The sequence below is a fragment of the Streptomyces sp. NPDC002156 genome (assembly GCF_053593675.1).
Map to the genome: position 1 here is coordinate 28,153 of NZ_JBSFDA010000055.1, position 23,174 is coordinate 51,326.

24 protein-coding genes and 1 pseudogene are annotated in these 23,174 nt (G+C 68.0%); 11 read left to right on the forward strand and 14 right to left on the reverse strand.

The genetic code is table 11. The features are described 5' to 3' along the window. Positions 1-26 precede the first annotated feature (26 nt). The 5 genes from ACWCRB_RS22740 to ACWCRB_RS22760 form a co-directional block, all read right to left on the reverse strand. The gene (locus ACWCRB_RS22740) at positions 27-533 is read right to left on the reverse strand and encodes a DUF6584 family protein (RefSeq protein WP_450997777.1); all 507 of its coding nucleotides are present in this window, start codon (positions 531-533) and stop codon (positions 27-29) included. A gap of 108 nt (positions 534-641) precedes the next feature. Further along, positions 642-803 (reverse strand): DUF397 domain-containing protein, encoded by a 162-nt coding sequence (locus ACWCRB_RS22745; protein WP_450997778.1) that lies wholly within the window; start codon positions 801-803, stop codon positions 642-644. Positions 804-830: 27 nt separating this feature from the next. Further along, on the reverse strand, positions 831-1,058 hold the full coding sequence (locus ACWCRB_RS22750; RefSeq protein ID WP_450997779.1) for a Scr1 family TA system antitoxin-like transcriptional regulator: 228 nt from the start codon (positions 1,056-1,058) through the stop codon (positions 831-833). 154 nt (positions 1,059-1,212) lie between these two features. After that, positions 1,213-1,410 carry a hypothetical protein gene (locus ACWCRB_RS22755; protein WP_450997780.1) on the reverse strand — a complete coding sequence of 66 codons (198 nt, stop codon included), beginning with the start codon at positions 1,408-1,410 and terminating at the stop codon, positions 1,213-1,215. A gap of 221 nt (positions 1,411-1,631) precedes the next feature. Further along, on the reverse strand, positions 1,632-4,643 hold the full coding sequence (locus ACWCRB_RS22760) for an AfsR/SARP family transcriptional regulator (RefSeq protein ID WP_450997781.1): 3,012 nt from the start codon (positions 4,641-4,643) through the stop codon (positions 1,632-1,634). A gap of 200 nt (positions 4,644-4,843) precedes the next feature. On the opposite strand from ACWCRB_RS22760, the gene ACWCRB_RS22765 reads away from it, so the two are divergent. The 3 genes from ACWCRB_RS22765 (at position 4,844) to ACWCRB_RS22775 (ending at position 7,988) form a co-directional block, all read left to right on the forward strand. Beyond that, a complete protein-coding gene (locus tag ACWCRB_RS22765; protein WP_450997782.1) occupies positions 4,844-6,085 on the forward strand; it encodes an amidohydrolase family protein in 1,242 nt (413 codons plus the stop codon). A 191-nt stretch (positions 6,086-6,276) separates the two neighbouring features. Continuing rightward, on the forward strand, positions 6,277-7,119 hold the full coding sequence (locus tag ACWCRB_RS22770) for a vWA domain-containing protein (RefSeq protein WP_450997783.1): 843 nt from the start codon (positions 6,277-6,279) through the stop codon (positions 7,117-7,119). A gap of 2 nt (positions 7,120-7,121) precedes the next feature. Continuing rightward, positions 7,122-7,988 (forward strand): hypothetical protein, encoded by an 867-nt coding sequence (locus ACWCRB_RS22775; RefSeq protein WP_450997784.1) that lies wholly within the window; start codon positions 7,122-7,124, stop codon positions 7,986-7,988. Positions 7,989-8,033: 45 nt separating this feature from the next. Here ACWCRB_RS22775 and ACWCRB_RS22780 read toward each other — a convergent pair whose 3' ends face one another. Then, on the reverse strand, positions 8,034-9,242 hold the full coding sequence (locus tag ACWCRB_RS22780) for an RNA-guided endonuclease InsQ/TnpB family protein (RefSeq protein ID WP_450997785.1): 1,209 nt from the start codon (positions 9,240-9,242) through the stop codon (positions 8,034-8,036). Continuing rightward, positions 9,239-9,661, reverse strand: coding sequence for an IS200/IS605 family transposase (tnpA, locus tag ACWCRB_RS22785; protein ID WP_450997806.1), 423 nt, complete (start codon positions 9,659-9,661; stop codon positions 9,239-9,241). Before tnpA ends, ACWCRB_RS22780 begins: the two co-directional genes overlap by 4 nt. Positions 9,662-9,817: 156 nt before the next feature. Here tnpA and ACWCRB_RS22790 point away from each other — a divergent pair, with 156 nt between their 5' ends. The 3 genes from ACWCRB_RS22790 to ACWCRB_RS22800 all read left to right on the forward strand — a co-directional run bounded on the left by ACWCRB_RS22790 (position 9,818) and on the right by ACWCRB_RS22800 (position 13,604). Further along, positions 9,818-12,073 (forward strand): hypothetical protein, encoded by a 2,256-nt coding sequence (locus ACWCRB_RS22790; protein WP_450997786.1) that lies wholly within the window; start codon positions 9,818-9,820, stop codon positions 12,071-12,073. Between the two features lie 616 nt (positions 12,074-12,689). Further along, a complete protein-coding gene (locus ACWCRB_RS22795; protein WP_450997787.1) occupies positions 12,690-13,091 on the forward strand; it encodes a hypothetical protein in 402 nt (133 codons plus the stop codon). Positions 13,092-13,340: 249 nt separating this feature from the next. Further along, on the forward strand, positions 13,341-13,604 hold the full coding sequence (locus ACWCRB_RS22800) for a hypothetical protein (protein ID WP_450997788.1): 264 nt from the start codon (positions 13,341-13,343) through the stop codon (positions 13,602-13,604). A gap of 202 nt (positions 13,605-13,806) precedes the next feature. Here the strand turns inward: ACWCRB_RS22800 and ACWCRB_RS22805 are convergent, their stop codons facing one another. The 4 genes from ACWCRB_RS22805 to ACWCRB_RS22820 form a co-directional block, all read right to left on the reverse strand. Further along, a complete protein-coding gene (locus tag ACWCRB_RS22805; protein WP_450997789.1) occupies positions 13,807-14,112 on the reverse strand; it encodes a hypothetical protein in 306 nt (101 codons plus the stop codon). A 184-nt stretch (positions 14,113-14,296) separates the two neighbouring features. After that, the gene (locus ACWCRB_RS22810) at positions 14,297-14,500 is read right to left on the reverse strand and encodes a hypothetical protein (protein WP_450997790.1); all 204 of its coding nucleotides are present in this window, start codon (positions 14,498-14,500) and stop codon (positions 14,297-14,299) included. Beyond that, positions 14,497-14,691, reverse strand: a complete 195-nt coding sequence (locus ACWCRB_RS22815) for a hypothetical protein (RefSeq protein ID WP_450997791.1) — start codon at positions 14,689-14,691, stop codon at positions 14,497-14,499. The genes ACWCRB_RS22810 and ACWCRB_RS22815 overlap by 4 nt, the downstream gene beginning before the upstream one ends. Then, positions 14,688-15,131: a hypothetical protein gene (locus tag ACWCRB_RS22820; protein ID WP_450997792.1), complete on the reverse strand. Its 444-nt coding sequence runs from the start codon at positions 15,129-15,131 to the stop codon at positions 14,688-14,690. The genes ACWCRB_RS22815 and ACWCRB_RS22820 overlap by 4 nt, the downstream gene beginning before the upstream one ends. A 141-nt stretch (positions 15,132-15,272) precedes the next feature. Between ACWCRB_RS22820 and ACWCRB_RS22825 the strand changes: the two genes are divergently transcribed. Beyond that, positions 15,273-16,460: a helix-turn-helix domain-containing protein gene (locus ACWCRB_RS22825; protein ID WP_450997793.1), complete on the forward strand. Its 1,188-nt coding sequence runs from the start codon at positions 15,273-15,275 to the stop codon at positions 16,458-16,460. 136 nt (positions 16,461-16,596) lie between these two features. On the opposite strand, the pseudogene ACWCRB_RS22830 reads toward ACWCRB_RS22825, so the two are convergent. Beyond that, positions 16,597-17,035 (reverse strand): annotated as a pseudogene (locus tag ACWCRB_RS22830) (transposase). Positions 17,036-17,417: 382 nt separating this feature from the next. On the opposite strand from ACWCRB_RS22830, the gene ACWCRB_RS22835 reads away from it, so the two are divergent. Continuing rightward, the gene (locus ACWCRB_RS22835) at positions 17,418-18,368 is read left to right on the forward strand and encodes an LLM class F420-dependent oxidoreductase (RefSeq protein ID WP_450997794.1); all 951 of its coding nucleotides are present in this window, start codon (positions 17,418-17,420) and stop codon (positions 18,366-18,368) included. A 240-nt stretch (positions 18,369-18,608) separates the two neighbouring features. Then, entirely contained in the window at positions 18,609-19,190 is a 582-nt protein-coding gene (locus ACWCRB_RS22840; protein ID WP_450997807.1) for a response regulator transcription factor, read from the forward strand. Between the two features lie 49 nt (positions 19,191-19,239). Here ACWCRB_RS22840 and ACWCRB_RS22845 read toward each other — a convergent pair whose 3' ends face one another. Next, a complete protein-coding gene (locus ACWCRB_RS22845) occupies positions 19,240-20,031 on the reverse strand; it encodes a hypothetical protein (protein ID WP_450997795.1) in 792 nt (263 codons plus the stop codon). A 122-nt stretch (positions 20,032-20,153) separates the two neighbouring features. Continuing rightward, positions 20,154-20,888: a hypothetical protein gene (locus tag ACWCRB_RS22850; RefSeq protein ID WP_369032268.1), complete on the reverse strand. Its 735-nt coding sequence runs from the start codon at positions 20,886-20,888 to the stop codon at positions 20,154-20,156. Between the two features lie 239 nt (positions 20,889-21,127). Here ACWCRB_RS22850 and ACWCRB_RS22855 point away from each other — a divergent pair, with 239 nt between their 5' ends. Both ACWCRB_RS22855 and ACWCRB_RS22860 read left to right on the forward strand, forming a co-directional pair. After that, positions 21,128-21,904: an SDR family NAD(P)-dependent oxidoreductase gene (locus ACWCRB_RS22855; protein ID WP_450997796.1), complete on the forward strand. Its 777-nt coding sequence runs from the start codon at positions 21,128-21,130 to the stop codon at positions 21,902-21,904. A gap of 108 nt (positions 21,905-22,012) precedes the next feature. Next, the gene (locus ACWCRB_RS22860) at positions 22,013-23,131 is read left to right on the forward strand and encodes an LLM class flavin-dependent oxidoreductase (protein WP_450997797.1); all 1,119 of its coding nucleotides are present in this window, start codon (positions 22,013-22,015) and stop codon (positions 23,129-23,131) included. Positions 23,132-23,174 lie beyond the last annotated feature (43 nt).

Genomic DNA, 23,174 nt, shown 5'->3' on the forward strand with positions numbered 1-23,174 from the left:
CCGGTGACATGCCCCGGTGGCCTGAGTCAGTCGAACAAGGCGACGAGGCCATTTACCCAGATCGCAAGGAACAGAAGGACTGCAACCAGGCATCCAGCCCCTGCCAGAAAGTCGGCGAGGGCGCTTCCCCCGGTGTCCTCCTTCTTGCCGGATGGCACCGTGTCCCAGTCGACGGGGCGCCCCATGGCATCGGAGCAAGCTGTTCGTACTGCTGCCAATTGCTCTCGGGCAAAGGCTGTTCGGGCAAGCGACTCACGGCCCTGCCAGGCAAGTGCCCGCATGCGCTGCGGAGCTGTGTGGTACCTCGCCTCGAAGGCGGAGGTCTCAGCTGCGTCCCTGTCCTGTTCGAGGTACATCCAGCGGCCCGCTTCTGCAGGCTCTCCGTACAGGCGGTACGCCTCGGCCAGGCGTCGGCGAACCATCAGGTCGTTCGGAAAGGACGACACCAGCCCGCGCAGGCGTTGGCGCGCGACGGGAACCCGGCCGGCGGCCAGGTCTGCGTCGACTCGGGCAAGGGTGTCTCTCAGGGGCATGAACGCATGATCGGGTACCGCACCGACCTCCGTCGACCTGGTTTTTCGCTCAGCGCTCACTCGCTCTCAACGGCATCGGCTGAACCTCACTGAGAGGGCCGCCCGACGTCAGCCCTTCACTTCAGTGAGGAAGGCTGCCCAGGTCCCGGCCCGGAAGAGGAGTACGGGGACGACGCCGGGGGCGGAGGACACCTCGACGCACTCGCCGCCGGTGCTGTAGCTGCTCTTGCGCCAGACCGCGGTGCTCAAGTCAAGCTCGGTGCCTGCCATTTCGGTAGTCCTCTGCCGCAGTCTCGATCATGGCAGATCGTACGACTCCCGGTACCGCTTCACGAGCGCCGGGTAGTCGATGAGTTGCCCGCTGTGCAGGCTCTCGGTGTAGACGACGGGTGGGGCGTCCGGGAAGACCATCGTCCTGGTCATGCCCATCATGAACGGGTGGGCGGCGGCGGTTTCCGGAACGATCTGTGCAATGGAGTGCGTCGTCCTGATCACCTCCGCGATGTGCTCCAGGAGTTCGGCCATCCCCTCGTCGGGGAGAACCCGGCCGCGGCCGGACTGGTGACCGCCCCGCAAACACCACGACCGCGGCGGCTCCCCCTCCGCGCCGCCGCGGTCGTTCCCCGTGCAGGTGTACGTCTGTTGGAGCCCCGTCGGAGCCCCGTCGGAGCCCCGCGGGTCAGGCCGTCTCGTCCGTCGCGTGGACGTCGTCCGTCGTGGCCGTGGCCGGTTCCGTCGTGGCGTGGACGTCGCCCAGGATCGTGGCCGCGGTCTTCGCCTTGGCCGGTTCCGTCGTCGCGTGGACGTCGCCCAGCGTCGTCACGGTCGCCGGCTCCGTCGTCGCGTGGACGTCGTCCGTCGTGTTCTCGTCGCTCATCTTGCTCTCTCCCCTGAATGGTGACCGGTGGACTGGACGGGCCCGCCCCTCGATTCCCCCGTGGATCGTGGGACGGGCCCGGGGCCGGTTCACCTTAAGAGGTCCGGCCCCCCTGTCGTTCCGCCTGCCCCCCGACGCGACGGCTCGACAGGGACGAGACTGCCCGACCGCGATAAACGAACGATGAACGCCGCTCACCTTCGGGTATGTCCAGGCAACCTTCAGCGGTTCGTACGCGTCGGGCGCCCCAGCAGCTCCCGTACCGCGTCCCCCTCCGGTGCTCCCAGCGACTCGAAGATGCCGAGCGCGTCCTTCCAGCACACCTGCGCGCGGTCCAGCTGGCCTATGCCGTGCAGGGCGCGGCCCAGGACCGTGAGGACGTTTCCGCGGCGCCATTCGCCGCCTATGCCGCGCAGTACTGTCAGCGCCTGTTCGGCGTTGGTCGCCGCATGCGCCGAACGGGCCGCCGCGAGATCCACCTCGGCCAGGCGGAACAGGGTCATGCCCTCCCACAGGCGCTGGCGGCTGTCCCGGAAGACTCGTAGGGCTTCGTCGAGATGGTCGGCGGCCTCCGTCAACCGGCCGCTCTGGGTCAGCGCCAGGCCCAGTGCGTAGCGGCCGTTGGCGCCTCGTACCGTGTGGCCCATCGCGTCGTACATCGCCGTGCCCCGCTCGGCCAGGGCGACCGCGCTGTCGGTGCGGCCGGTGGCGAGGTGGATGCGGGACAGGTTGCACAGGGCGCTGGCCTCGCCGGGGCGGTCCGCGCAGGCGCGGTAGTTCTCGATGGCGCGGGTGAAGTGGGCCTCGCCCGCGTCGTGCCGGCTCTGGTAGAGCGCGACGATGCCGCTGATGTTGGACGACCAGCACGCCGTGTACTGGTCGTCCGCCGCGAGCGCCAACTCCGTTGCCCGCTCCGACTCCTGGACGGCCGAGTCGAAGTCGCTCCCGGAGACGTGGTGCACGAAGGCCAGGGTGGTGAGGGCGCGCGCCTCGGTGCGCGGGGAGTCCGCCGCCCGGGCCGCGTCCCGCACGATCGCCGCCACCGCCTCGTACTCACGGGAGTTGGTGCCCGACTCGGCCAACTCCACCGCCGCCCAAAGGACATCGGCGGCGCGGCGCAGCGCGTGCGGCCGGCTCGCGGACTGCCGTACGCAGGCCAGCACGCACACCGCCTCCGCGTGCACCCAGTCCTGCGCCGCGTGCCGGTCGGCGAACGTCAGGCCCGGGTACTCCGCGTGCTCCAGGTGGTCGACCAGTTTGTCCTCGGGGCGTTGGATGCGGTACGTCGCCGCCACCGTCGCCAGGTAGAAGTCGAGGAGCCGCGACATCGCCGACTCCTGTTCGCCCGGCGGGTGTTCGTCGCGTTCGGCGCAGGCACGCGCGTAGAGGCGTACGAGGTCGTGGTAGCGGTAGCGGCCCGGCGCCGCCGACTCCAGGAGCGAGGTGTCGACCAGGGACTCCAGGATCTCCTCGGCCTCCTCGACGGGCAGGCCCAGTACGGCCGCTGCCGCCGCCAGCGAGATGTCGGGGCCGTCGGCCAGGCCCAACAGGCGGAAGGCGCGGGCCTGTTGGCGGTCCAGGGCGCCGTAGCCCAGCTCGAAGGTCGCCTTCACGGCGAGGTCGCCGGCCTGGAGTTCGTCCAGGCGGCGGCGTTCGTCCGCCAGCTTCTCCGCCAGGACCGACACCGTCCAGGTCCGGCGCGCCGCCAGCCGGGACGCCGCGATCCTGATCGCCAGCGGCAGGAATCCGCAGGCCGCGACCACGTCCAGGGCGGCCTTGCGCTCGGCCGCGACCCGCTCCTCGCCCACGATCCGCGTGAACAACTGCAGGGCTTCCTCGGGGGACATGACGTCCAGGTCGACGAGATGGGCGCCGGCCAGGTCCACCATCCGTACCCGGGAGGTGACCAGGGCCGCGCAGCCCTCCGTGCCCGGCAGCAGCGGACGTACCTGGGCGGCGTCGCGGGCGTTGTCCAGCAGGACCAGGACCCGGCGGCCGTCCAGCAGCGAGCGGTACAGGGCCGCGCGCTCCTCCAGCGAGTCCGGCATCGCCGAGTCCGCCGTGCCCAGGGCGCGCAGGAAGGCGCCCAGGACTGTCTCCGGTTCCGCCGCCTGCGTTCCGGCACCCTGGAGGTCGATGTACAACTGCCCGTCGGGGAAGGCGGCACGGGCCTGGTGCGCCACATGCACCGCCAGCGTCGTCTTGCCCACGCCGCCGATACCGGCCAGCGCCGACACCGCCATCACCCGGCCCTGCGTCGGCGACGCGGAGGACGCGGACGCCAGGACCTTGCTCAGCTCGGAGACGAACGCGGCGCGGCCCGTGAAGTCCGAGACCGTCGCCGGGAGTTGGGCGGGGCGTACGGGGGCCGGGGCGGGCTCGGGCGCGAGCGGGGCGGAGGGTTCGGCGAGACTCGGGTCCGCCTTGAGGATGCGCCGCTGCAACTCCTTGAGGCCGGGGCGGGGATCGACGCCCAGCTCGTCCGCGAGGAGCCTGCGCGTGTCCGCGTACACCGCCAGCGCCTCGGCCTGCCGGCCGCTGCGGTACAGGGCCAGCATCAGCAGTTCGCGCAGCCGCTCACGGAGGGGATGGGCCGCCGTCAGAGCGGTCAACTCGCTGATGGACTCGGCGTGGCAGCCCTGTTCCAGGTCCATGTCGAGGCGGGATTCGAGGAGTTGGAGCCGCCACTCCTCCAACCGCACGCGCTGCGCGTCCGCGTAGGGGCCCGGTACGCCCGCCAGCGGCTCGCCGTCCCACAGGTCGAGGACCTTGTTCAGGACGTCCCGGGCGTGGCACAGGTCCCCGGAGTTCTTCGCCTTCTCCGCCTCCGTGGCCAGGTCCTGCGCCACCGCCAGATCGAGCGCGCCCTCGGGCAGCGAACGGATGGCGTATCCGGTGGACTCGCTCAGCAGGACGCCGGAGCCCAGGATCTTCCGCAGCCGCGAGGCGTACGTCCGTACCGCCGCCAGCGCCTGCGACGGCGACTCCTCGCCCCACAGGGCGTCGATCAGCTCGGCCGCCGTGGCCGTCCGGCCCTCGCGCAGCAGCAGCGCGGCCAGCAGCGCCCGTTGCTGCGGGGATCCGGTGGGCAGCTGTTCCTCGTCGCGCCAGGCCCGTACCGGCCCCAGCACGCTGAAGCGCAGTGCCGTTGGGGAACCCGCCGAGGGGTTCACCGGAGTGTCCCTGGGATCCCGCTGTGCCGGCACCCGCGGTACAGCCGGTACGTCACCCATCGCCGCTCCCTGCCGAACTTCATGACCAGGACAGCAGTTTGCCTTGTCCCTGGCGTATGCGTCAGCTGTCGAGACAGCGATCACAGCTCGGCGCACGAGGTACCACAGAGTTCTCACACTGTCTTCGCACAGGGTCCAACAGAAAGGGACGGGTGGCCAGTTAGCTGACGGTTCGTCAGATCGGCGCTACCGTGCCTGGTATGAAGACGACTGCGGAGACGACGAGCACCTTTCCGAAGATCATCTCGGTGGACGACCACACCGTGGAGCCCCCGGGCGTCTGGCAGGACCGGCTCCCGAAGAAGTACCTGGACATCGGCCCGCGCATAGTCCGCGCGCCCCTGAAGGAAATGTCCTTCCTGGGCGGCCGGTTCAAGCCCGTCATGGGCCGGCCCGGCGACGACGGGCCGATCGGCGACTGGTGGATCTACGAGAACCTGCACCGCCCCCTCACCCGCCTCGACACCGCCGTCGGCTACGACCGCGACGAGATCAAGCTCGAAGTCATCACGTACGAGCAGATGCGTCCCGGTTCGTACGACGTCCCGCAGCGACTGGCCGACATGGACATCAACCACGTCCAGTCCGCCGTCTGCTTCCCCACCTTCCCGCGCTTCTGCGGCCAGACCTTCACCGAGGCCAAGGACCACGAACTCGGACTGCTCGGCGTACGGGCGTACAACGACTGGATGGTGGAGGAGTGGTGCGGGCCGGCTGCCCAGGGTCGTCTCATCCCTCTCACCCTCATCCCGCTGTGGGACGCCGAGTTGGCGGCGGCCGAGGTCCGGCGCAACGCCGCCCGGGGCGTCCGCGCGGTCGCCTTCTCCGAAATCCCGCCGCACCTCGGGCTGCCCTCGATCCACGGCGACGAATGGGACCCCTTCCTCGCGGCCTGCGCCGAGACGGGCACGGTCATCGCGATGCACATCGGCTCGTCGAGCCGGATGCCGTCCACGTCCGCCGACGCCCCGCCCGCCGTCGGCTCCACCATCACCTTCGCCAACTGCTGCTTCTCGATGGTCGACTGGCTGATGAGCGGCAAGTTCGAACGCTTCCCGCAGCTGAAGATCATGTACGCGGAGGGCCAGATCGGCTGGATCCCGTACATCCTGGAGCGCGCGGACGTGGTCTGGGAGGAGAACCGGGGCTGGGGCGGAGTCGCAGACAAGGTCCACCGGCCGCCGTCCGAACTGTTCGCCGAGCACGTCTTCGGCTGCTTCTTCGACGACGCCTTCGGGCTGAAGAACCTCGACTCGATCGGCGTCGGCAACGTCCTCTACGAGACCGACTACCCCCACTCCGACTCGACTTGGCCCGGCTCCAGGGAGGTCGGCGAGCGGCAGATGGGGCATCTGGACCCCGAGGTCGTCGAACGGATCGTACGAGGCAACGCGATCGACCTGCTCGGGCTGACGCCGGACGGGCTGTGGAAACCCGCATAACCTTCCACGTCCACGCAATCTTCCCAACCTTCCCACGTGGGACGGCTGGTCATCCGGTACCGTGAACTCCCTTGGGGGGCCAAGTGGTCATTGTGTAAAGACGCGTCGCCGATCGTGGTCGTCCCCCTGTTGTGTTGTCCGTCCGCAGAGACAATCCGCAGCATTCCGCACAGGGAAAACGGGGGCGTCCGTTGCCGTACACCGCAGAGATCAGCCGGACGAACCCGGGCTGCTTCATCTTCCTGGTGGACCAGTCCGCCTCCATGAGCGACCCGATGGAGAGCGGTGAGACGACACAGCCACGGGCCGAGGTGGTGGCCAATGCCATCAACCGGCTGCTGACGGAACTGTCGGTCAAGTGCGCCAAGGAGGAAGGCGTACGCGACTACTTCCACGTCGCCGTCATCGGCTACGGCCACAACCACGTCGGCTCCGCCTACCAGGGCGTCCTCGCAGGGCGCGACCTCGTTCCGCTGAGCGAGGTCGCCAACAACCCGGCGCGGGTGGAGAGCCGTACCAAGAAGGTGCCGGACGGCGCCGGCGGGCTGGTCGAGACGTCCGTGCAGTTCCCGGTGTGGATGGACCCGGTCACCAACGGCGGTACGCCCATGACCCGTGCCCTCGGCTACGCGGACACCCTCGTCGCGCACTGGGTCGACACCCACCCCAGCGGCTTCCCGCCCATCGTCCTCAACCTCACCGACGGCGAGTCCACCGACGGCGACCCGACCAGCGCGGCCATCGGCCTCGCCTCGCACGCCACCGCCGACGGCCCGGTACTCCTCTTCAACCTGCATGTCTCCGGCACCGGCGGCGCCCCCATCACCTTCCCGGACAACGAGGAGCAACTGCCGGACACGTACGCGAAGTTGCTCTTCCAGATGTCCAGCGTCCTGCCCAGCCACATGCGTTCGTACGCCGCCTCGCAGGGCCACCGCGTCGGCGAGACCACACGGGGCTTCGTCTACAACGCCGACATCGTCTCGATCGTGGAGTTCCTCGACATCGGCACCCGTGCGACGGAGCTGCGCTGACCATGGGGGACATCCCGGCGCTGCCACGGGCGCAGTGGTGGTGGACGCAGAAGTCGGGCAGCAGCGCCCAGGAGTACGAGGACGCCGCGTACTGCTGGCAGTCCGGCGAGCCGGGTGTCGACAGCGCCGGACGGGCCGTCGCGTCGTTGTACGCCTCGGTGTCCGACGGCGCCTCGGAGAGCCTGCTGGCCCGCGACTGGGCCGGGCTCCTGGTCCAGGACACCGTCGAGTCGATGCGGCTCGCCGGTGACTGGTGGCAGGAACTGCCCACGTTCGTACGGGACTTGATGGACCGCTCCGCACTGCACTGGGACGCCTTCCTCGCCCGCTACCAGGCCGAGCGCGCCGCCCAGGGCAGGCCCATCGCCTGGTACGAGCAACCCGGCCTGGAGAAGGGCGCGTTCGCCACGGTGTTGGGCGCCGAGATCCGGGCCACGGTCCTGGAGGACGGCACGACCCGCTGGTTCTGGTACGCGTTCGCGCTCGGCGACAGCTGTCTGTTCCACCTGCGGGACGGACGCCTTCTGGAGTCCTTCCCGCTGAGCACGGTCGAGGAGTTCGGGATCACTCCTCAGTTGCTGGGCAGCCGCAACCACGACGTGGAACTGGTCGCGGAACGGATGCGGGTGGCCTGGGGCGAGCTGCTGCCCGGCGACGAACTCCTGCTCGCGACGGACGCGTTGGCGGCCTGGCTGCTGGCGAGCGCACCCAAGGCGCTCCCGGACCTTCCGGACGTTCCTCCCCTCCCGGCCTTCGCGCGGTTCGACCAGCAGGACTTCGCCGAGTGGGTGGACGACCAGCGGGCGCGCGCCCGGATGCGCAACGACGACGTGACGCTCGTCCGCGCGAGGGTGGAAGCGGAGGCGTAGGTGACTCCACCCACGCGCAAACGCGCGGGTTTCCTGTGTCGGTGGCTAAGCCGCCGCGCAGAGGACCAGCCCGGCCCTGTTGAGGACGTTCGTCGCGCCGACGTGGTCCGCGTTCGCCGCGAACCCGCACGCCGTGCACTGGAACTTCGCTTGGGTGGTGCGGTTCTCCTTCGCGACGTGCCCGCATGCGGGGCACGTGCGGGAGGTGTTGCGCGGGTCCACCGGGATCATGAGGCGACCGGCACTCTCAGCCTTGTTCGCCAGGATTCCGAGGAACTGCGCCCAACCCGCGTCGAGGATGCTGCGGTTGAGTCCGGCCTTCGCGGCAGCGCCGTTCGGCAGGAAGCTGCCGGGCTGCTCGGGGTCGGCCTTGGGGGCGGGGCTCTTGGTCATGCCCGCTGCGTTGAGCCGCTCGTGCGCGATCACGTCGTGGCCGGTGACGAGGATGCGAGCGGTCTTGTGGTGGAAGTCGGCGCGCTGACGCCGGATCTTGCCGTGCAGCTTGGCGACCTTCCGGGCGGCGGCCCGATGTGCCTTGGTGCGCTGCCGGGTCCGTTTGGGGAACGTCGCGAGGTGCCGCTGCGCTGCGGCCAGTTCGCCGGCCATCGCGTGGAGGAAGCGCGGGTTGGCGACGTGTTCGCCGTCCGAGGCGGTCAGGAAGTGGGCGACGCCCATGTCGATACCGACGACCGTCCCGGTGGACGGCAGCGGCTCGGCGGGCACCTCGTCGCAGGTCAGGACGACGTACCAGCGGCTGCCTTCACGCTTCACGCTGATCGTCTTGACACGGCCCTGGACAGGCCGGTGCTGGTGCACGCGGACATGCCCGACGCCCTGGAGGCGGACGCGGGTCACGGGGTCGTGGGGGGTGGAATCCCATCGGCAGCCGTCACCGTCCTTCGGGAAGGTGACGGTGTCGAAGTGACCGACGCCCTTGAACCTGGGGTAGCCCGGCGTCTGTCCGGCCTTGACGCGGCGGAAGAACGCCTGGAATGCCTTGTCGAGGCGGCGCAGGGTGGCCTGCTGGGAGGAGAACGACCAGCGTCCCTGACGCTCGGGATCGAACGCGCGGATCTCCTTGAGCTGCGCGGACTGCTCCCCGTACCTGATGCTCGTCTTCGAGGTGTGCCGGTAGGCGTCGCGGCGTTCCTCGAGGGCGCCGTTGTACAGCGAGCAGTGGTCCCGCAGCATCTCGCCCAGTGCGGTCGTCTGACGGGCCGTGGGGCGCAGGAGGAACTTGTACGCGCGGATCACGAGCCGTCCCCCTTCTTCCCCGGGCGTTCCCACTGGGTGTTGATGTACTTCTCGACCGTCGCCGCCGATACCGCACCGACCGATGCCGCGAAGTACGACGACGACCACAGCGTGGGCATCCGCGACTTCAGGTGCGGGAACTCCTCGCGCAGGACGTGTGAGGTGAAACCCTTGAACTGGTTGGCCACGTACGAGGCCGACGACTTCGGGTCGTGCTTCACAAAGAGGCGGACGTGGTCGGGCATCACCTCAAGGGAGATGATCTCCCAGCCGCGTTCCTCCGCCTTCTGCCGGATCAGTTCGTCCAGGCGTTCCGCGACCCTGCCGCCGAGGACCGGACGGCGGTACTTCGGGCACCACACCACGTTGAGCCCGAGGTCATACACGCCGCCGGAGAACCGGCGAACCTTCCTGGTCACAGTCACACGATCACTATACAAGCGCCGCATGTCTAGTGCACCAGAAAGGTGTGTTCGGGTGAACAGTGCAGATCCGTGCACACAGTTGAGGTCAGAACAGCCCAGAGAAGCCATTCCCCACCCCGCCAAAGCGGGGCGCCCCCTGGCTGGGTCCTGATGGGGGTGTCCCTCGGTGGCGACTCCGGTCCCGGCGCGGTCAGGAAGTTCCCGACGGGGGCGAACTACGCGGAGGCCCTGCAACACCCCGAACTGTGCTTCAGTGACCCGGACTTGAAGCACGGCACGGTCCAACAGAGCCCGGTACTGGGCCCGAAGGCGATCTCCGGGAACTTCGCCAGCGTCTTCTCCGTCACCGCGAGGAACGGACAGCGGTACGCGCTCAAGTGCTTCACCCGGGACAGCCCGACGCTCGGCAAGCGCTACGCCGCCATCAGCGCGGCGCTCGGCGGACTCGGCGCGGGCGGTCTGTCCCAGCCGTGGCCGGTCGGCTTCGACTTCCTCGAACAGGGCGTCCTGGTCGGGCGGGAGTGGTACCCGGCGGTCAAGATGACCTGGATACAGGGCACCGGCCTGATCACCTGGATCGAACGCAACCTCGGCGACCCGGCTGCCCTGCACACACTCGCCGACAACTTCCTCGCCATGACCGCCGACCTCGAGAAGCACGGCATCGCCCATGGCGACCTCCAGCACGGCAACCTCCTCGTGGCCGCCGACGGCAGCTTCCGCCTCGTCGACTACGACGGCATGTACGTCCCCGCCCTGCGCGGCGAACAGGCGACCGAGAACGGCCACCGCAACTACCAGTCACCCACCCGTACGGCCGCCGACTTCGGCCCCGCCATGGACCGCTTCTCCGCCTGGACCATCGAACTGGCCCTGCTCGCCGTGGCCACCGACCCCGGCCTGTGGACCCAACTCCACGACAGACACGGCGAGTTCCTGATCCTCTCCGAGGCGGACTTCAAGGAACCGGCGACGTCGCTGGCCTGGCCGGTCCTGCTGACCCACCCGGACAAGCGGGTACGGGACATGGCGAGCCGGGTGAAGAGCTTCCTCGGCAGGTCGGCGTCGGCCCTGCCCCCGCTGACGCCGGACGCGGTGCGGATACCGGGCCAGCGGAAGGGGTCGGGGGCGAGTGCGAACGGCTACGGGGCCGGGCTGAGCGTCGGCCGCCCCACGGTCACGTCCTGGACGCCGCCTGCGTCCGCGACGCCGACGCCCGCTTCCGGGGTACCGGCGTGGATGGTGGGCCGCGTGCCTGCTGCGCAGGCGCCGGCCCAGCAGCCCGCCGCCGGAGCCGGGGGACGGGCCGGCTTCGCCGGGCGCGGCGCCGGTGACCTGTTCGCGGCCGTCGGCGCGCTGCTCAGCACCTCCACCCCGGGTGCGCTGGTCCTCGCCGCCGCCCAGCCCGTGGACGTCCTGCCCGCGGCACAGGGCGTGGCCCTGCTCACCTCCGCCGCGATGGTGGGGCTCGGCCGACGCCGGCGCCCCGAATACCGGGCTGCGCGGAAGCGCGTGCGCGAGCTGAAGCGGCGCTCCCGTGAGCTGGCCGACCCGGCGAGCGCGTACGAGCGCCTGGAGAAGGAGATCCGGGTCCTCGACGAGGCCCTCGCCAAGGACAACACGGCCTCCGACCAGCGCATCCAGGCCCTGCAGATCGAGCTGCGCGACGGCCAGTCCCGTATCACCATGGACCTGAACCGGCGTACGGACCAGGCGCAGCAGCAGCTGGCCGGGCTGGCGGCGAAGGAGCGGCGGCTGCTCGACAAGGCGCTGGAGCCCGCGATCAGGGCGCACATCCAGGACAGGCTGCGTCGGACGCCGATCCAGGAGGCGCTGTCGCTCAGCAACATGGGCGCCAAGATGGTCCGGGCGCTCCAGGACGCGGGTATCCGGTCCGCCGCCGACTTCATCGGCGTGGACTTCTCGCACAACCCGTCCGTGGTGTTCCTGGTGCGTCCCGGTGGCCAGCGGGTACGGGTGCCCGGCATCGGCGAGGCCCGGGCCACGGCGCTGAGCGACTGGCGTCAGGGCCTGGAACGCCGGGCACGGGCGACCGCGCCGACGACGGTCCCCGCGACGACGAAGGCCCAGATCAAGTCGGACATCGCCACACTCCGACGGACCCACAAGGCGGAGATCAAACAGGCCGAGGCGGAGTCCCAGCAGAAAAAGTCCGCGTTGCAACGCCGCATCACCGACGAACGAGCCCGCCTCACCGCCCAACGTCAGCAGCGCGCCATGGACACGCAGCGCAAGCGGGCGGAACTCCTGCAACGCCAGAAGCAGTTGGCGGGGTCGGAGGTGGAATGGGCGCGGGTGGTGGGTGAGTTGGCGGTGGCTCGGAAGGAGGCTCGGGGGGTGTTGGGGGCGGGGAGGTATGTGCGGTTCCTGGTGACGGGGCGGTGAGTGGGCGGTTTTTCTTCGCCCCCGCCGCCCCTACCCGTCCCATCCCTGGGAGCTGCGCCCGGTTCATTTTTCTAGGTGCTGGTCAGCCTTGCGCTTTCATGAGCGCGCTCGTCCTCTGCATACAGGTGCCTGAAGCCTTGTACGCGCAGGGCACACTGTGAAACCGGCGGACGTACCGCCACTGGCATGGCAGTCCGGCTATGCCCCGTCGCCGCTCGGGTTCGCCCGTAGCCGGTGAATGTGCCGGCCCGCGGGTACGTTCCCCGGCATGAGTGGGCGTTGGGCCCAAGAGCTTGATCCCGTAATCGCCGACTCCCATTTGGCGAGAGCGGAGATCACGACTACACCCTGTCCCAACTGTGGAGCTGAAGTGTCGGGCCTGAACGGCCGGTACGCCTGCGGCCTCTGCGGGTGGGTGAACCACTGGTCGCAGGGAACCAACGACCTGCCGTCGGCAGAGGACGATCCGGACTTCCCCGGAGAGTGAGGCCGCCCCGTCCGGGACGAGTACGGAACCCCCAACCGTGTGGGCAAGGCGCGCAGTCGGGGGCGTTCTCATGCCGCAAGCACGGTTCAATGAGCGCAGAGAACCAAGCGGGGAGAGGACGGCGGCACAATGCGGGAATGGCTGTACCCAGTGGACCCGAAGACGGCGGACAGGGACGGGAAACCGCCCAGGCCGGACCGCTACCTGAAGTTCGCTGAGGCGGGGCGCACGCAGTTCTGGGGACTGACGGCGAAGCGTCACATCCAGCTCGGTGACCGCCTCTGGGTGTACTTCAAGCTGCCCCTTGGCATCGTCGCTGCCATGGCCGAAGTGGAGGACGAACCGTACGAGATCCAGGACGACCCTGACGGGTTTCTGTGGGAGTTTCCCGCCGCACTGAACCTCGAAGCGACGCGTGCACTGAACCTCGATCCCGTCCCGCTATCTGCCCTCAGCAACCAGCGGCCCCAAGGGGTTGGCGGAGTCTCCGACGCGGACCTGGTGACCTTTCTCAGGCATGCGGGCATGTGACTGCGCCTGCACCCAACCCGAGTGGACGCCGTCTCACATGGACGCAATGAAGGAGGAGTTGGCGTGGAGGAAACTGGCCCGAGAGAAGTAGCATCTCGCCGTTTCGCAAACGCTGCACTTCAAGGATGTTCCCAGCATGTGGGACGGCCAGGGCTTGAGATGAAACGGCCCCTGTCCCCTGCGTACTGCCAGGCGGCAGTAGGTTCCTACCGTTATGCGACAACGCATAAGGCGTACAGGAGGGACCGCATGGTCAAGAGTCCGGACTCACCCGACAACGTGTTCTCCGAGTGGGTCGCTCTGCCCGACGGCCGAAGGATTCGGGTCATGGCCTACGAAGACGGCTCGATCCGCTTCCGGGTTGACGGAGCCCCTTACGTCCTCGCTGAGGCGTTCCTCAGCGGCAGCAGCCAGGACAAGGCGATCTTGAAGCTGTCCCCTGGGAAGAACGGCAGCGCGGCATACCGCAATTGGGTTGCCGACAAGACGGCCAAGACGGACGCGAGCGAGTAGCCCAGCGCCCCCGACGGCTTCCAAGTATGAGTCGGCCCCCTGCTCGATGCCTTACGCAGGGGGCCGGACGAGAGGTTGCTCGGAGGCGTTGTCCGCTATCTGCTGGCCTCCAGCAGAAGGAGTAGGCAGTCTCCGGAGACGACCATCCCGGCGAGAGTCCAGCCGCACGATTCCAGTCTCTTCCTGGGGGCGCGGTGGGCCATCACGGCGTCTCTCCCTGCCGTCGGTTCGGGCATCCGAAGCTGGGCAGCCACGAACCCTCGGACGAGGTCTGGTGCGTGTGCACGCTCATCGCGTCCGATTCGTACGACCACCCCTCGTCGGTGTCGGCCGCAGCACGTACCGCTTCGGGGTCCGTGACGGCCACAGGAACGCAGTCGCGGAGACTCACGAGCATGCTCGGTACGTCCCGTCCGGTGAGCGTGCCCAGTTCCCAGGCGCGTCCGTCGCGGGTGATCTCCCAGCAGATCCGGTACCAAGTCGCTTTCCCTGTGGGGGTGTCGGTCATGATCGGGCCCCCTCTGCCAGGGCGAGGGAGAGCCGATGGCAGCAGCACGTGCAGACCAGGTAGCGCAGTCCGGGAACACCGCTGTCGCGGGGCTCCGCGTCCCGGCACCGGTCATGGGTGCCGATGACGCAGCGTCCGGACACGTACGGGGGTTCCGGCGTCCAAGCCGGATCCAGGGCGTTGCTCACTCGCCCACCCCCTTGCCGGTGTTGGTCCTGGGGTAGAGCGGGATCACGTTCCACGTGCGGCCCCAGGGGTCACGATGGTCCCCGTCGTGCCCGTGGGGGAGGACGCAGGCGCCCAACTCTCCGAGGATCGGAGCGCCGTAGAAGAGAGATGCGCGCGCCTTCCCGCACCGGTCCGTGTCCGTCGGCGGTGGAGTGGTCATCGGGACCCCCCTGCGTACGCACGGCGGTAGGCCGCCCACAGTTCGCGCCCGCTCTCGCAACCGTCCAGTGCCTTGCGTGCGTCCTTGCAGCCATCGGCGCATGTGCGGGTGTGCTCGTGCCACAGCCGGTAGGCGCGCAGCATGGCGTCCTCGGCCGGCCTCACGAATGCTCTGACCCTCGCGTCGGTCATCGGGACCTCACCCCGTCCAGCACGGCGTGAATGTTGCGGGTGTCCAGGTCGACCCCGAAGTCCGCGGCCAGCAACATCGTCGTACGCCTGCCCCACCGCGTGACCCGCTCGCGCGCCGTGAGGTACGGGCGCACACGGGCCGCACGCGGAATCACGGCTGCCCCGGACACCATGTCGGCGATGGCGGGGAGGTAGGGCCGTGACAGGCGGGATGCCGAGCCGTCCAAGGCCGCTCGGTCGGCGCTGTAAGGCGACCGGCGCTGAGCAGGCACCCGTAGTACCAGGCGTGCGTGATCCTTTACGTTCTTACTGGTCACGGTGGTTCGAATTGCCGTCGACACCTTCCGGCGGGAACCGGTCGGCGGGAACAGCCGGGTGAGGCCCCAGATAGCCAGGGTCACCCAAAGCCAGTGCAGCGCAGCCGCGCTACGCTCGGCCATGTTCATCACTCCCTTGAAGTGGTGGGCCATGCCCCCGGCCGGTCGCACGGCGCGGGGGTCTTTGCGTCTGCCTACGCTTCCGCCTCGGAGATCAGAGGCATAGCGGCCAACTGTCGGCCCGCTGTCGGCCACAATGGACGTATGACCAGCGTCATCGGGGCCAACATCAAGCGCCTACGCGAAGAGCAAGGGTGGAGTCAGGCACGGCTAGCGCGCGAAGTGTGCCGGTTGGCGGGGATCAACGGAGACCCGATCGGGCGGCAGGAGATCAGCCGGTACGAGACGGGCAAGCGCACTCCCCGTGAGTGGCTGCCGCTTATCGCTGAGTCGTTGGGCGTGACCGTGGGCGAACTCAAGACGCCTCAGAGTCTCGCTGGTTCGCCCCTGTCGCTGCCCACGTTGAACGGACAGCGGAAAGACGACTACGTGCTCACCATTCGGCAAACGTCAATGCGACTTGTGGCCCTTGACAACGAGATGCACGGCCTGCCCATTGCAGATGCAGCCGCGCACTCTTTCAAGAAGGTTCACCGTCGCCTGGGTGAAGGTGACTACGACCCCCGCTATGAGCGCGACATTCAAGCAGCGGCAGCCGAGTTGGCCGAGATCGCCGGTTGGGCACTGTGCAACGAAGCCAAGTTCAGCGCGTCCAGGAGATACAGCCAGGAAGCGCTGTACCTGGCGAAGTTGTCGGGCGACAGGTCAACCGAGCTGATCACACTTCAAAACATGGGGCTTCTCGCCGGATGGAACGGCAGACCACGCGAAGAGTTGGCCATCGCGCGATCAGTCATTGACTCGGGGCGCCTGACACCGCGCGCTGAAGCCATGTTCAGGGGGCGCGAAGCCCAGGGGCTGGCACTGGCAGGGGGCGTGAATAGCTCTGACGCTGCGCGGATCTTCGACCGTGCCCGCTCGTTGCTGCAAGACAGCGTGCCCGACAACGAACCTGCATGGGCGTGGTGGGTGACTGAACGAGAAATCGATAGACAACACGGCCGGGCTCTACAGGAAATCGGCCAATGGCGCGAAGCGATCCCGGTACTTCAACGCGCGATGCAGCCGGAAGCTGGGACGCAGGTTGGATACCGAAACATTGCTGCCGTCCGCTTGTTGGCCTGTCTACTCGAAGTCGGAGCATGGCGAGAGGCAGAAGAGGAGACAGCGAAGCTGAGTCCCGTTGTCAGTGAGATGTCTTCTGTAATCAGCCTTAACCTGTTGGCGACGGTGGCAGGCAAGGGAAAGGCCATGTCTGACGCCCCGAGGAACCTGAAGGACGCGCTACACCGCATTGAAGCCGAGATACACGAAGATCCATACGAGATCTGACGATACGACAGCAAGACAGTCCACAGACCGATCGCGGTTCAATTCAAGTCTGCGTTCCCTGTAGCTTCGCCGGAAGTCCGCGCAACAACGCTTTGGCGACAGCAAGATGCCGCCCTGCTTAGAGCTCGTAACGCGATCACGATCCGGCCTTTTTGAGGCACCTCCAGCAGATGAGGTTGCAGCTCAACGAGAGCAAGGCTTCGTGGAGTTCGAAGCGCCTCTCTCTGCAGACGGCCAGGCCCTTGAACTTCCGAAGCAGGCCGAAGATCCACTCAACTACGTAGCGGAGCCCACCCAGACCCTTGATATTCAGAACGCCCTTACAAGAGGCCTTTTTCGCGCGGACGTGAGAGCCGTCCACACAGGCGCGCGACCAATCCAGCTCGCCGGCCGCAGGTCTGTCCGGAGCCGAACCCCAGCTCCAGGGGCAGGAGTTGCCAGGCGATGTCCTGGTGCAGGACGTACAGGACGCCCTGCAGACACAGCCGGTCTGCTACCGGTTTCGGCCCCGGCGACCGCTCGGGCCACGGCGGCAGCAGCGGCTCGATCAGCGCCCACAAGTCGTCGTCCACGATCCACGGCCGAGTCGTCACACCCTGTCAAACCGTCGGATCGTCACAACAGTCACGTCCGATCAGGGCACTTCAATCAAGATCCTGTTACGAGCTCTTTGTATACCTGTGCGGTGGTGGGTCTTTTCGCTGGCATGGGGCTGATCATGCCGCACTACTTTCCTGGCACGGAACGCCCGCACCGCACCTTCAGCACCGGCCCGTATTTCCAGCCCGTCCGGCGATTGAGGACAAGGCCGTTCAGGCCGAAAGGGGGTCTGGGGGTGCAGCCCCCAGAAGGATGGGAACGGGGGCGAAAACCCTTGCCCGGTGGGGCGTCTGCGGTAACCATGGGCGCAGCAAGGCAATGTGACGACTCGTCAGGTTCTGCCAGAGGGGCCCGCCCATGATCTACGGCATGCAACTCCCCATCCAGTCCCAGTCCACCCTCTACACCGAACCCTGGGAGGCCTCGGCCGGCTCCGCCGAGCTGCTCGACATCGCCCGTACTGCCGACAGCTCCGGCTTCGCCTACCTCGCCAGTTGTGACCACGTCGCCATTCCTCGCCGGCTCGCCCCCGCGATGAGCACCGTCTGGTACGACCCCGTCGCCACCCTCGCCCACCTCGCCGCCGTCACCGAGCGCGTCCGGCTGCTGAGTCATGTGGCCGTCGTGGGGCTGCGGCATCCCCTCCTCACCGCCAAGCAGTACGCCACCCTCGACCACCTCTCCGGCGGGCGTCTGATCCTCGGGGTCGGGGCAGGCCACGTACAGGAGGAGTTCGAGGTGCTGGGGGTCGACTTCGATCGGCGGGGTGCCGTGCTCGACGAGACGATCGATGCCTTGCGGGCCGCGCTGGGGGCGGATGAATACCCCGAGCATCATGGGAAGTTGTTCGACTTCGAGGGGCTCGGGCAGCGGCCGCGGCCGGCTCAGGAGCGCGTGCCTCTGTGGGTCGGCGGGTCGTCGCCCGCCGCCGTACGGCGTGCCGCGCTCAAGGGCGACGGCTGGCTGCCGCAGGGCGATCCGCGCGACCGGCTCCGGGAGCAGATCGGCCGGATTCGGCGGATGCGCGAAGAGGCCGGCGTCAATGGGCCGTTCGTCATCGGGGCCATCACCGAGCCGCTGTACGTCGGTGAGCCCGGGTGGGATGTCGGGCGGCGGACGATCAGCGGGACGCCGGAGGCACTCGCCGAGTCGCTGCGGGCGTACGGAGCGATGGGCGTCCATCAGATCCAGGTGCGGTTCCGGAGTCGGAGTCTCGCCGAACTCACCGACCAGATGGGCGAGTTCGGGGCCGAGGTCGCTCCGCTGCTGGTGGGTGGCCAGAAGACGACCACCTGTCTGACAGCCTGACCGGTTTTCTTTGAATCTTTGAACATGTCCATGCTGGGCCGCGTACGTATGAACGCACGCACGTACGTACGTCATGGTTCCGGCGGAAGGACATGCACGGTGCGCACTTCCCGGTTCGTCGACCACCCGTCACCGTCATCGCTCTCATCACCCTCGTCCCCGTCCAGGCTGTCCGTCGCCCTCGCCTGCGCCGAGGGGGAGTGGCCGCACCAGGGCTGGCCGGACCCCGAAGACCCGCACGTGGGACGGGCGTTGCACGTGTCGCCGCCCTATCGCGAGCTGCGGGAGGCGGGCGCCGTGGACGTCGTCGTCCTGCGCTGCGAGGAGCCGGCGAGCGCGTTCCCGGTGCTGCTCGGCGCCATGGGGGCCGTGAGCGTTCCGGTGATCGTCGTCAGTCCCCGGCGGGACACCGAGACCGTGATCGAGGTGTTCCGGGGCGGGGCCGGTTATCTGGTCGAGGGCGACTACTGCACCTGCATGCTCGCCTCGGCGGTCATGGCGGCCACGGTCGGACACACCTACCTCTCGCCGGTCGCGTGCGCGGCCCTGCGGGAGGGGGTCCAGAAGGCCTCCGGGACCGGTGTCGCGGCCGTCGCCGGGGACGCGATGGAACGGCTGCGGAACCTGCTCTCGCCCCGCGAGCGGCAGATCATGGAGCTGCTGTCGACGGGCCTGGGCGCCCAGGAGATCGGGCTGCGGTTACGGCTGAGCGAGAAGACCGTCCGCAACAACCTCAGCAACATCTACGCCAAGCTGGACGCCCGGGGGAGTACGGACGCGGTGCTGAGGTGGCTGGGGGCGACCCCGGCTGTTCGCATGTGAGAACAACCGGGGTCGCCCCGCTGACTGGCCGATTCCCTCGCGAATTCCGCTACGGCGCCGGAATCTCCGACAGCGGTATTTCGACGTCCGTGACGTTCTCGCCGCCCTCGCCGAATCCGGGCTCCGCCCTGACGCTGTTCTCCGAGTTCAGGATTCCGTTCGCCTGGGGAGTTCCGCACTCGACGTTGCGCAGCCAGAGGCGGCCGTCCGGGGTGCCGTTCTTCAGGAGTTGCGGATAGAAGACGTGCACGCTCGTGCCGCCCTCGCTCGGCGAGAAGAACACCTTCTGGCCGTCCTGCTCCTCCTTGTACGTGGCCCTGAGGAATCCGCTCACGTCGGTTCGTTTCTCCGACCACATGAAGAAACCGATGTGGTTGGGCTTCACGGTGTCGGTCCGGGAGAAGTCGAATCCGGTTCCGGTGTCGTCCCGCTTGAGGGTGAGTTCCGTCGTGTTGAACTTGGCACCGATCTCGAAGAAGGAGTTCCCCAGCTTCGAATCGGCGGAAGCGGTGAACCCGTCCTCCAGCGTGATGGACCTCGTCACCGACGCGGACACACTGAAACTCTTCGAGAGGGCGCTCGTGGAACCGCAGTTGTCGGTGGGCGTGGAAACGCGCAGGTTCGGGCCCAGGCTGTTGTTCTTGAACTGGACGTCGACGAACTCACAGTTGTCCAGCTTGTTGGAGTTCTCCGCGCAGTCCTTGGTCACCTCGGAGGGGGTGGCGGCACCCGCCTGGTTCATCAGCGGAACGGCCACCGCGACGGCCACCAGCGGGGCCATGGCCATGACGATGCGCTTCTTCTTGCTCCGGTGATGTCCCTTGCGGCCGGTGCGTGTCATCGTGCGTCTCCTTGCGGGGAAGGGGGATTTGAGGGTGTCGGTGCAGGTGGGAGGAGGGGTCGGGGGGGTCGGGTGAGGTGGGGGGAGCTGTGGGGGGAGGCGCGGGACATGGGAAGGAGTCGTCAGCAGTCGGTCAGGACCGGCTTGATCACGCCGTCCGCGATGCCCGCCGCCCCGGCGGCGCCCGGCAGGATCACGGGCCCTTCGACGAGTTCCGACGCGACGAAGTTCTGCTCCGGGGAGGGGTTCACGGCGAAGCTTCCGGGGTCGGCGTCGATCCGTACCCGCCATTCGCCGGTCATGCGCTGCATTTTCGGCGTGAACTCCAGGTGCATGACCTTGCCGACCGGAACCTCCCGGTTCTCCGTGTCGCCGGCGGTCACCGACTTCACGGTCATGTCGGTCGTCCCCTTGTGCTTGAGCCAGGCCCCGCTCAGAAATCCGAAGAGCCCGCCGCCGGCGCCCTGTTGGGTCGCGGTGTACTTGCCCGAGCCCTGGGCCACGGTGGCTTTCCAGGTGATGGAGACCTTGGCCGGTTCGGTGGCGTTCGGTTCGCAGTTCGGGAAGTCGATCGAGGCCTTCTCCGTGGGGCCGTCGAACGACTCGAAGTTCGTCTCGACGTAATTGCAGTTGTCGGCCTGGAAACCGTCCGCGAAGGCCCCTCCGAAATCCTCCACCGACCGCTGTTCGCCGTTGAGCACCGCGGACCGTTCACACATCGTGATGATCTGCTCGGGAGTCTTCTCCTCGGCCGCGTTCGCCGACGGAAGGAGGGTGATGATCACGCCACCGGTCGCGAGCGCCGACCCGATCGCCACGAGCCGCACCTTCTTGTTCTTCAGTCGCCTCTTGGCCATGCCGCTCCGTCCTGGGGTTACTTGAGGTACTTGGTGATCGCTTTACCTGGTCGTGAAGGATTATTGGCGTGACCTGTGAGTCCGCGACAGGGTCAAATATCCCTACTCCCCAGTTACTTGGTGTGTGCTCCCGCACACACGGCACACACGGCCCATGCGTTCATCAGGTCTGACGCATCGTCAGATCCGGCGGTACGATGCTGACCTCCACCGATGTGAACGCTGCGAAGGGGTTCCGCATGGGCAAGCTCGACGGACGGGTCGTTCTCGTCACCGGCGCGGCACGCGGCCAGGGGGAGCAGGAGGCGCGGCTCTTCGTCGCGGAGGGCGCGCGGGTGGTCGTGGCGGACGTGCTCGACGATCAAGGGGAGGCGCTGGCCAAGGAGTTGGGCGCGCTGTACGTCCATCTCGACGTGCGCGAGGAGGCGGGCTGGCAGGCCGCGGTCGCCGCCGCCGAGAAGGCGTACGGCCGGATCGACGGGCTGGTCAACAACGCAGGCATCCTCCGCTTCAACACCCTTCTCGACACCCCCCTCGACGAGTTCATGCAGGTCGTGCAGGTCAACCAGGTCGGCTGCTTCCTCGGCGTGAAGACGGTCGCGCCGCACATCGCCGACGCCGGCGGCGGCACGATCGTCAACACCGCCTCGTACACCGGAGTGACCGGGATGGCGGCGGTCGGGGCGTACGCGGCGAGCAAGCACGCCATCGTCGGGCTCACCCGGGTCGCCGCGCTGGAGCTGGCGCGCCGGAGGATACGGGTCAACGCCATGTGCCCGGGCGCGATCGACACCGCGATGTCCAACCCGGCCGTACTGGACCCGGCTGCGGACGCCGAGGGTGCCTCGCGGGGCCTGGGCAAGCTGTACCGCAAGCTCGTGCCGCTGGGGCGGATCGGGCGGCCCGAGGAGGTCGCGCGGCTCGCGCTGTTCCTCACCTCGGAGGACTCCTCGTACATCACCGGGCAGCCGTTCGTGATCGACGGGGGGTGGCTTGCGGGCGTCTCGGTTGTCTGACTGGCCGTCAGCTATTGACGGTCACAGGGGCCGGTGGAACAGTCGTCCTAACAAATCTGACGCTACGTCAGATACGTCAGGAACGGTTACTGGGGACGGTGAACCTCCTTGGAATTCGGGCTCTTTGTACAGGGATACGTGGGCAAGCGGGCCGAGACCGATCCGCTCGCGGAGCACAAGGCGCTGCTGGAGGAGACCGAGTACGTCATCGAGGCCGACAAGTCGGGCTTCAAGTACGCCTGGGTGACCGAACACCACTTCCTGGAGGAGTACTCGCACCTCTCCGCCAGCGACGTCTACCTTGGCTACCTCGCCCACGCCACCGAGCGCATCCACCTCGGCTCCGGCATCTTCAACCCGCTCGCCCCGGTCAACCACCCGGTGAAGGTGGCCGAGAAGGTCGCCATGCTCGACCATCTCACCGGCAACCGCTTCGAGTTCGGCACCGGCCGGGGCGCCGGTTCCCACGAGATCCTCGGCTTCATGCCCGGCATCACGGACATGAACCACACGAAGGAACTCTGGGAGGAGACGATCGCCGAGTTCCCCAAGATGTGGATGCAGGACGAGTACGTCGGCTTCCAGGGCAAACACTGGGCGCTGCCACCGCGCAAGATCCTCCCCAAGCCGTACGGGCCCTCGCACCCCGCGATGTGGTACGCCGCCGGCTCGCCGCCCTCGTACGGCATGGCCGCGCGGAAGGGGCTGGGCGTGCTCGGCTTCAGCGTGCAGAAGGTCTCCGACATGGAGTGGGTGCTGGACCAGTACAAGACGGCGATCGTGGACGCCGAGCCGGTCGGGGAGTTCGTCAACGACAACGTGATGGTGACGTCCACGGCGGTGTGTGCGCCCACGCATGCGGAGGCTGTGCGGATCGCGGCTGGGGGTGGGCTGCATTATCTGCAGTCGCTGCTGTTCCGGTACCACGACACGTTTCCTCGTCCTGAGGGGTTCCCTGTGTGGCCGGAGACCTTGCCGGAGTTCAACGAGGAGATCATCGAACTGCTCATCGCCGAGGAGTTGTTGATCTGTGGGGATCCGGATGAGGTGCTGACGCAGTGCAAGCGGTGGGAGCAGGCGGGGGCGGATCAGTTGAGCTTTGGGATGCCTATCGGGATCTCGAAGGAGGACACGTTGCAGACGATTCGGTTGGTCGGGGAGCACGTGATTCCGAAGATTGATACGGATCCTGTGCATCGGACTTCGCGGTTCCGAGGGGTGGCTTGAGGGGCTCGTTGGCGGGTGCGGGTGCGTGGGGGTTGTTCGCGCA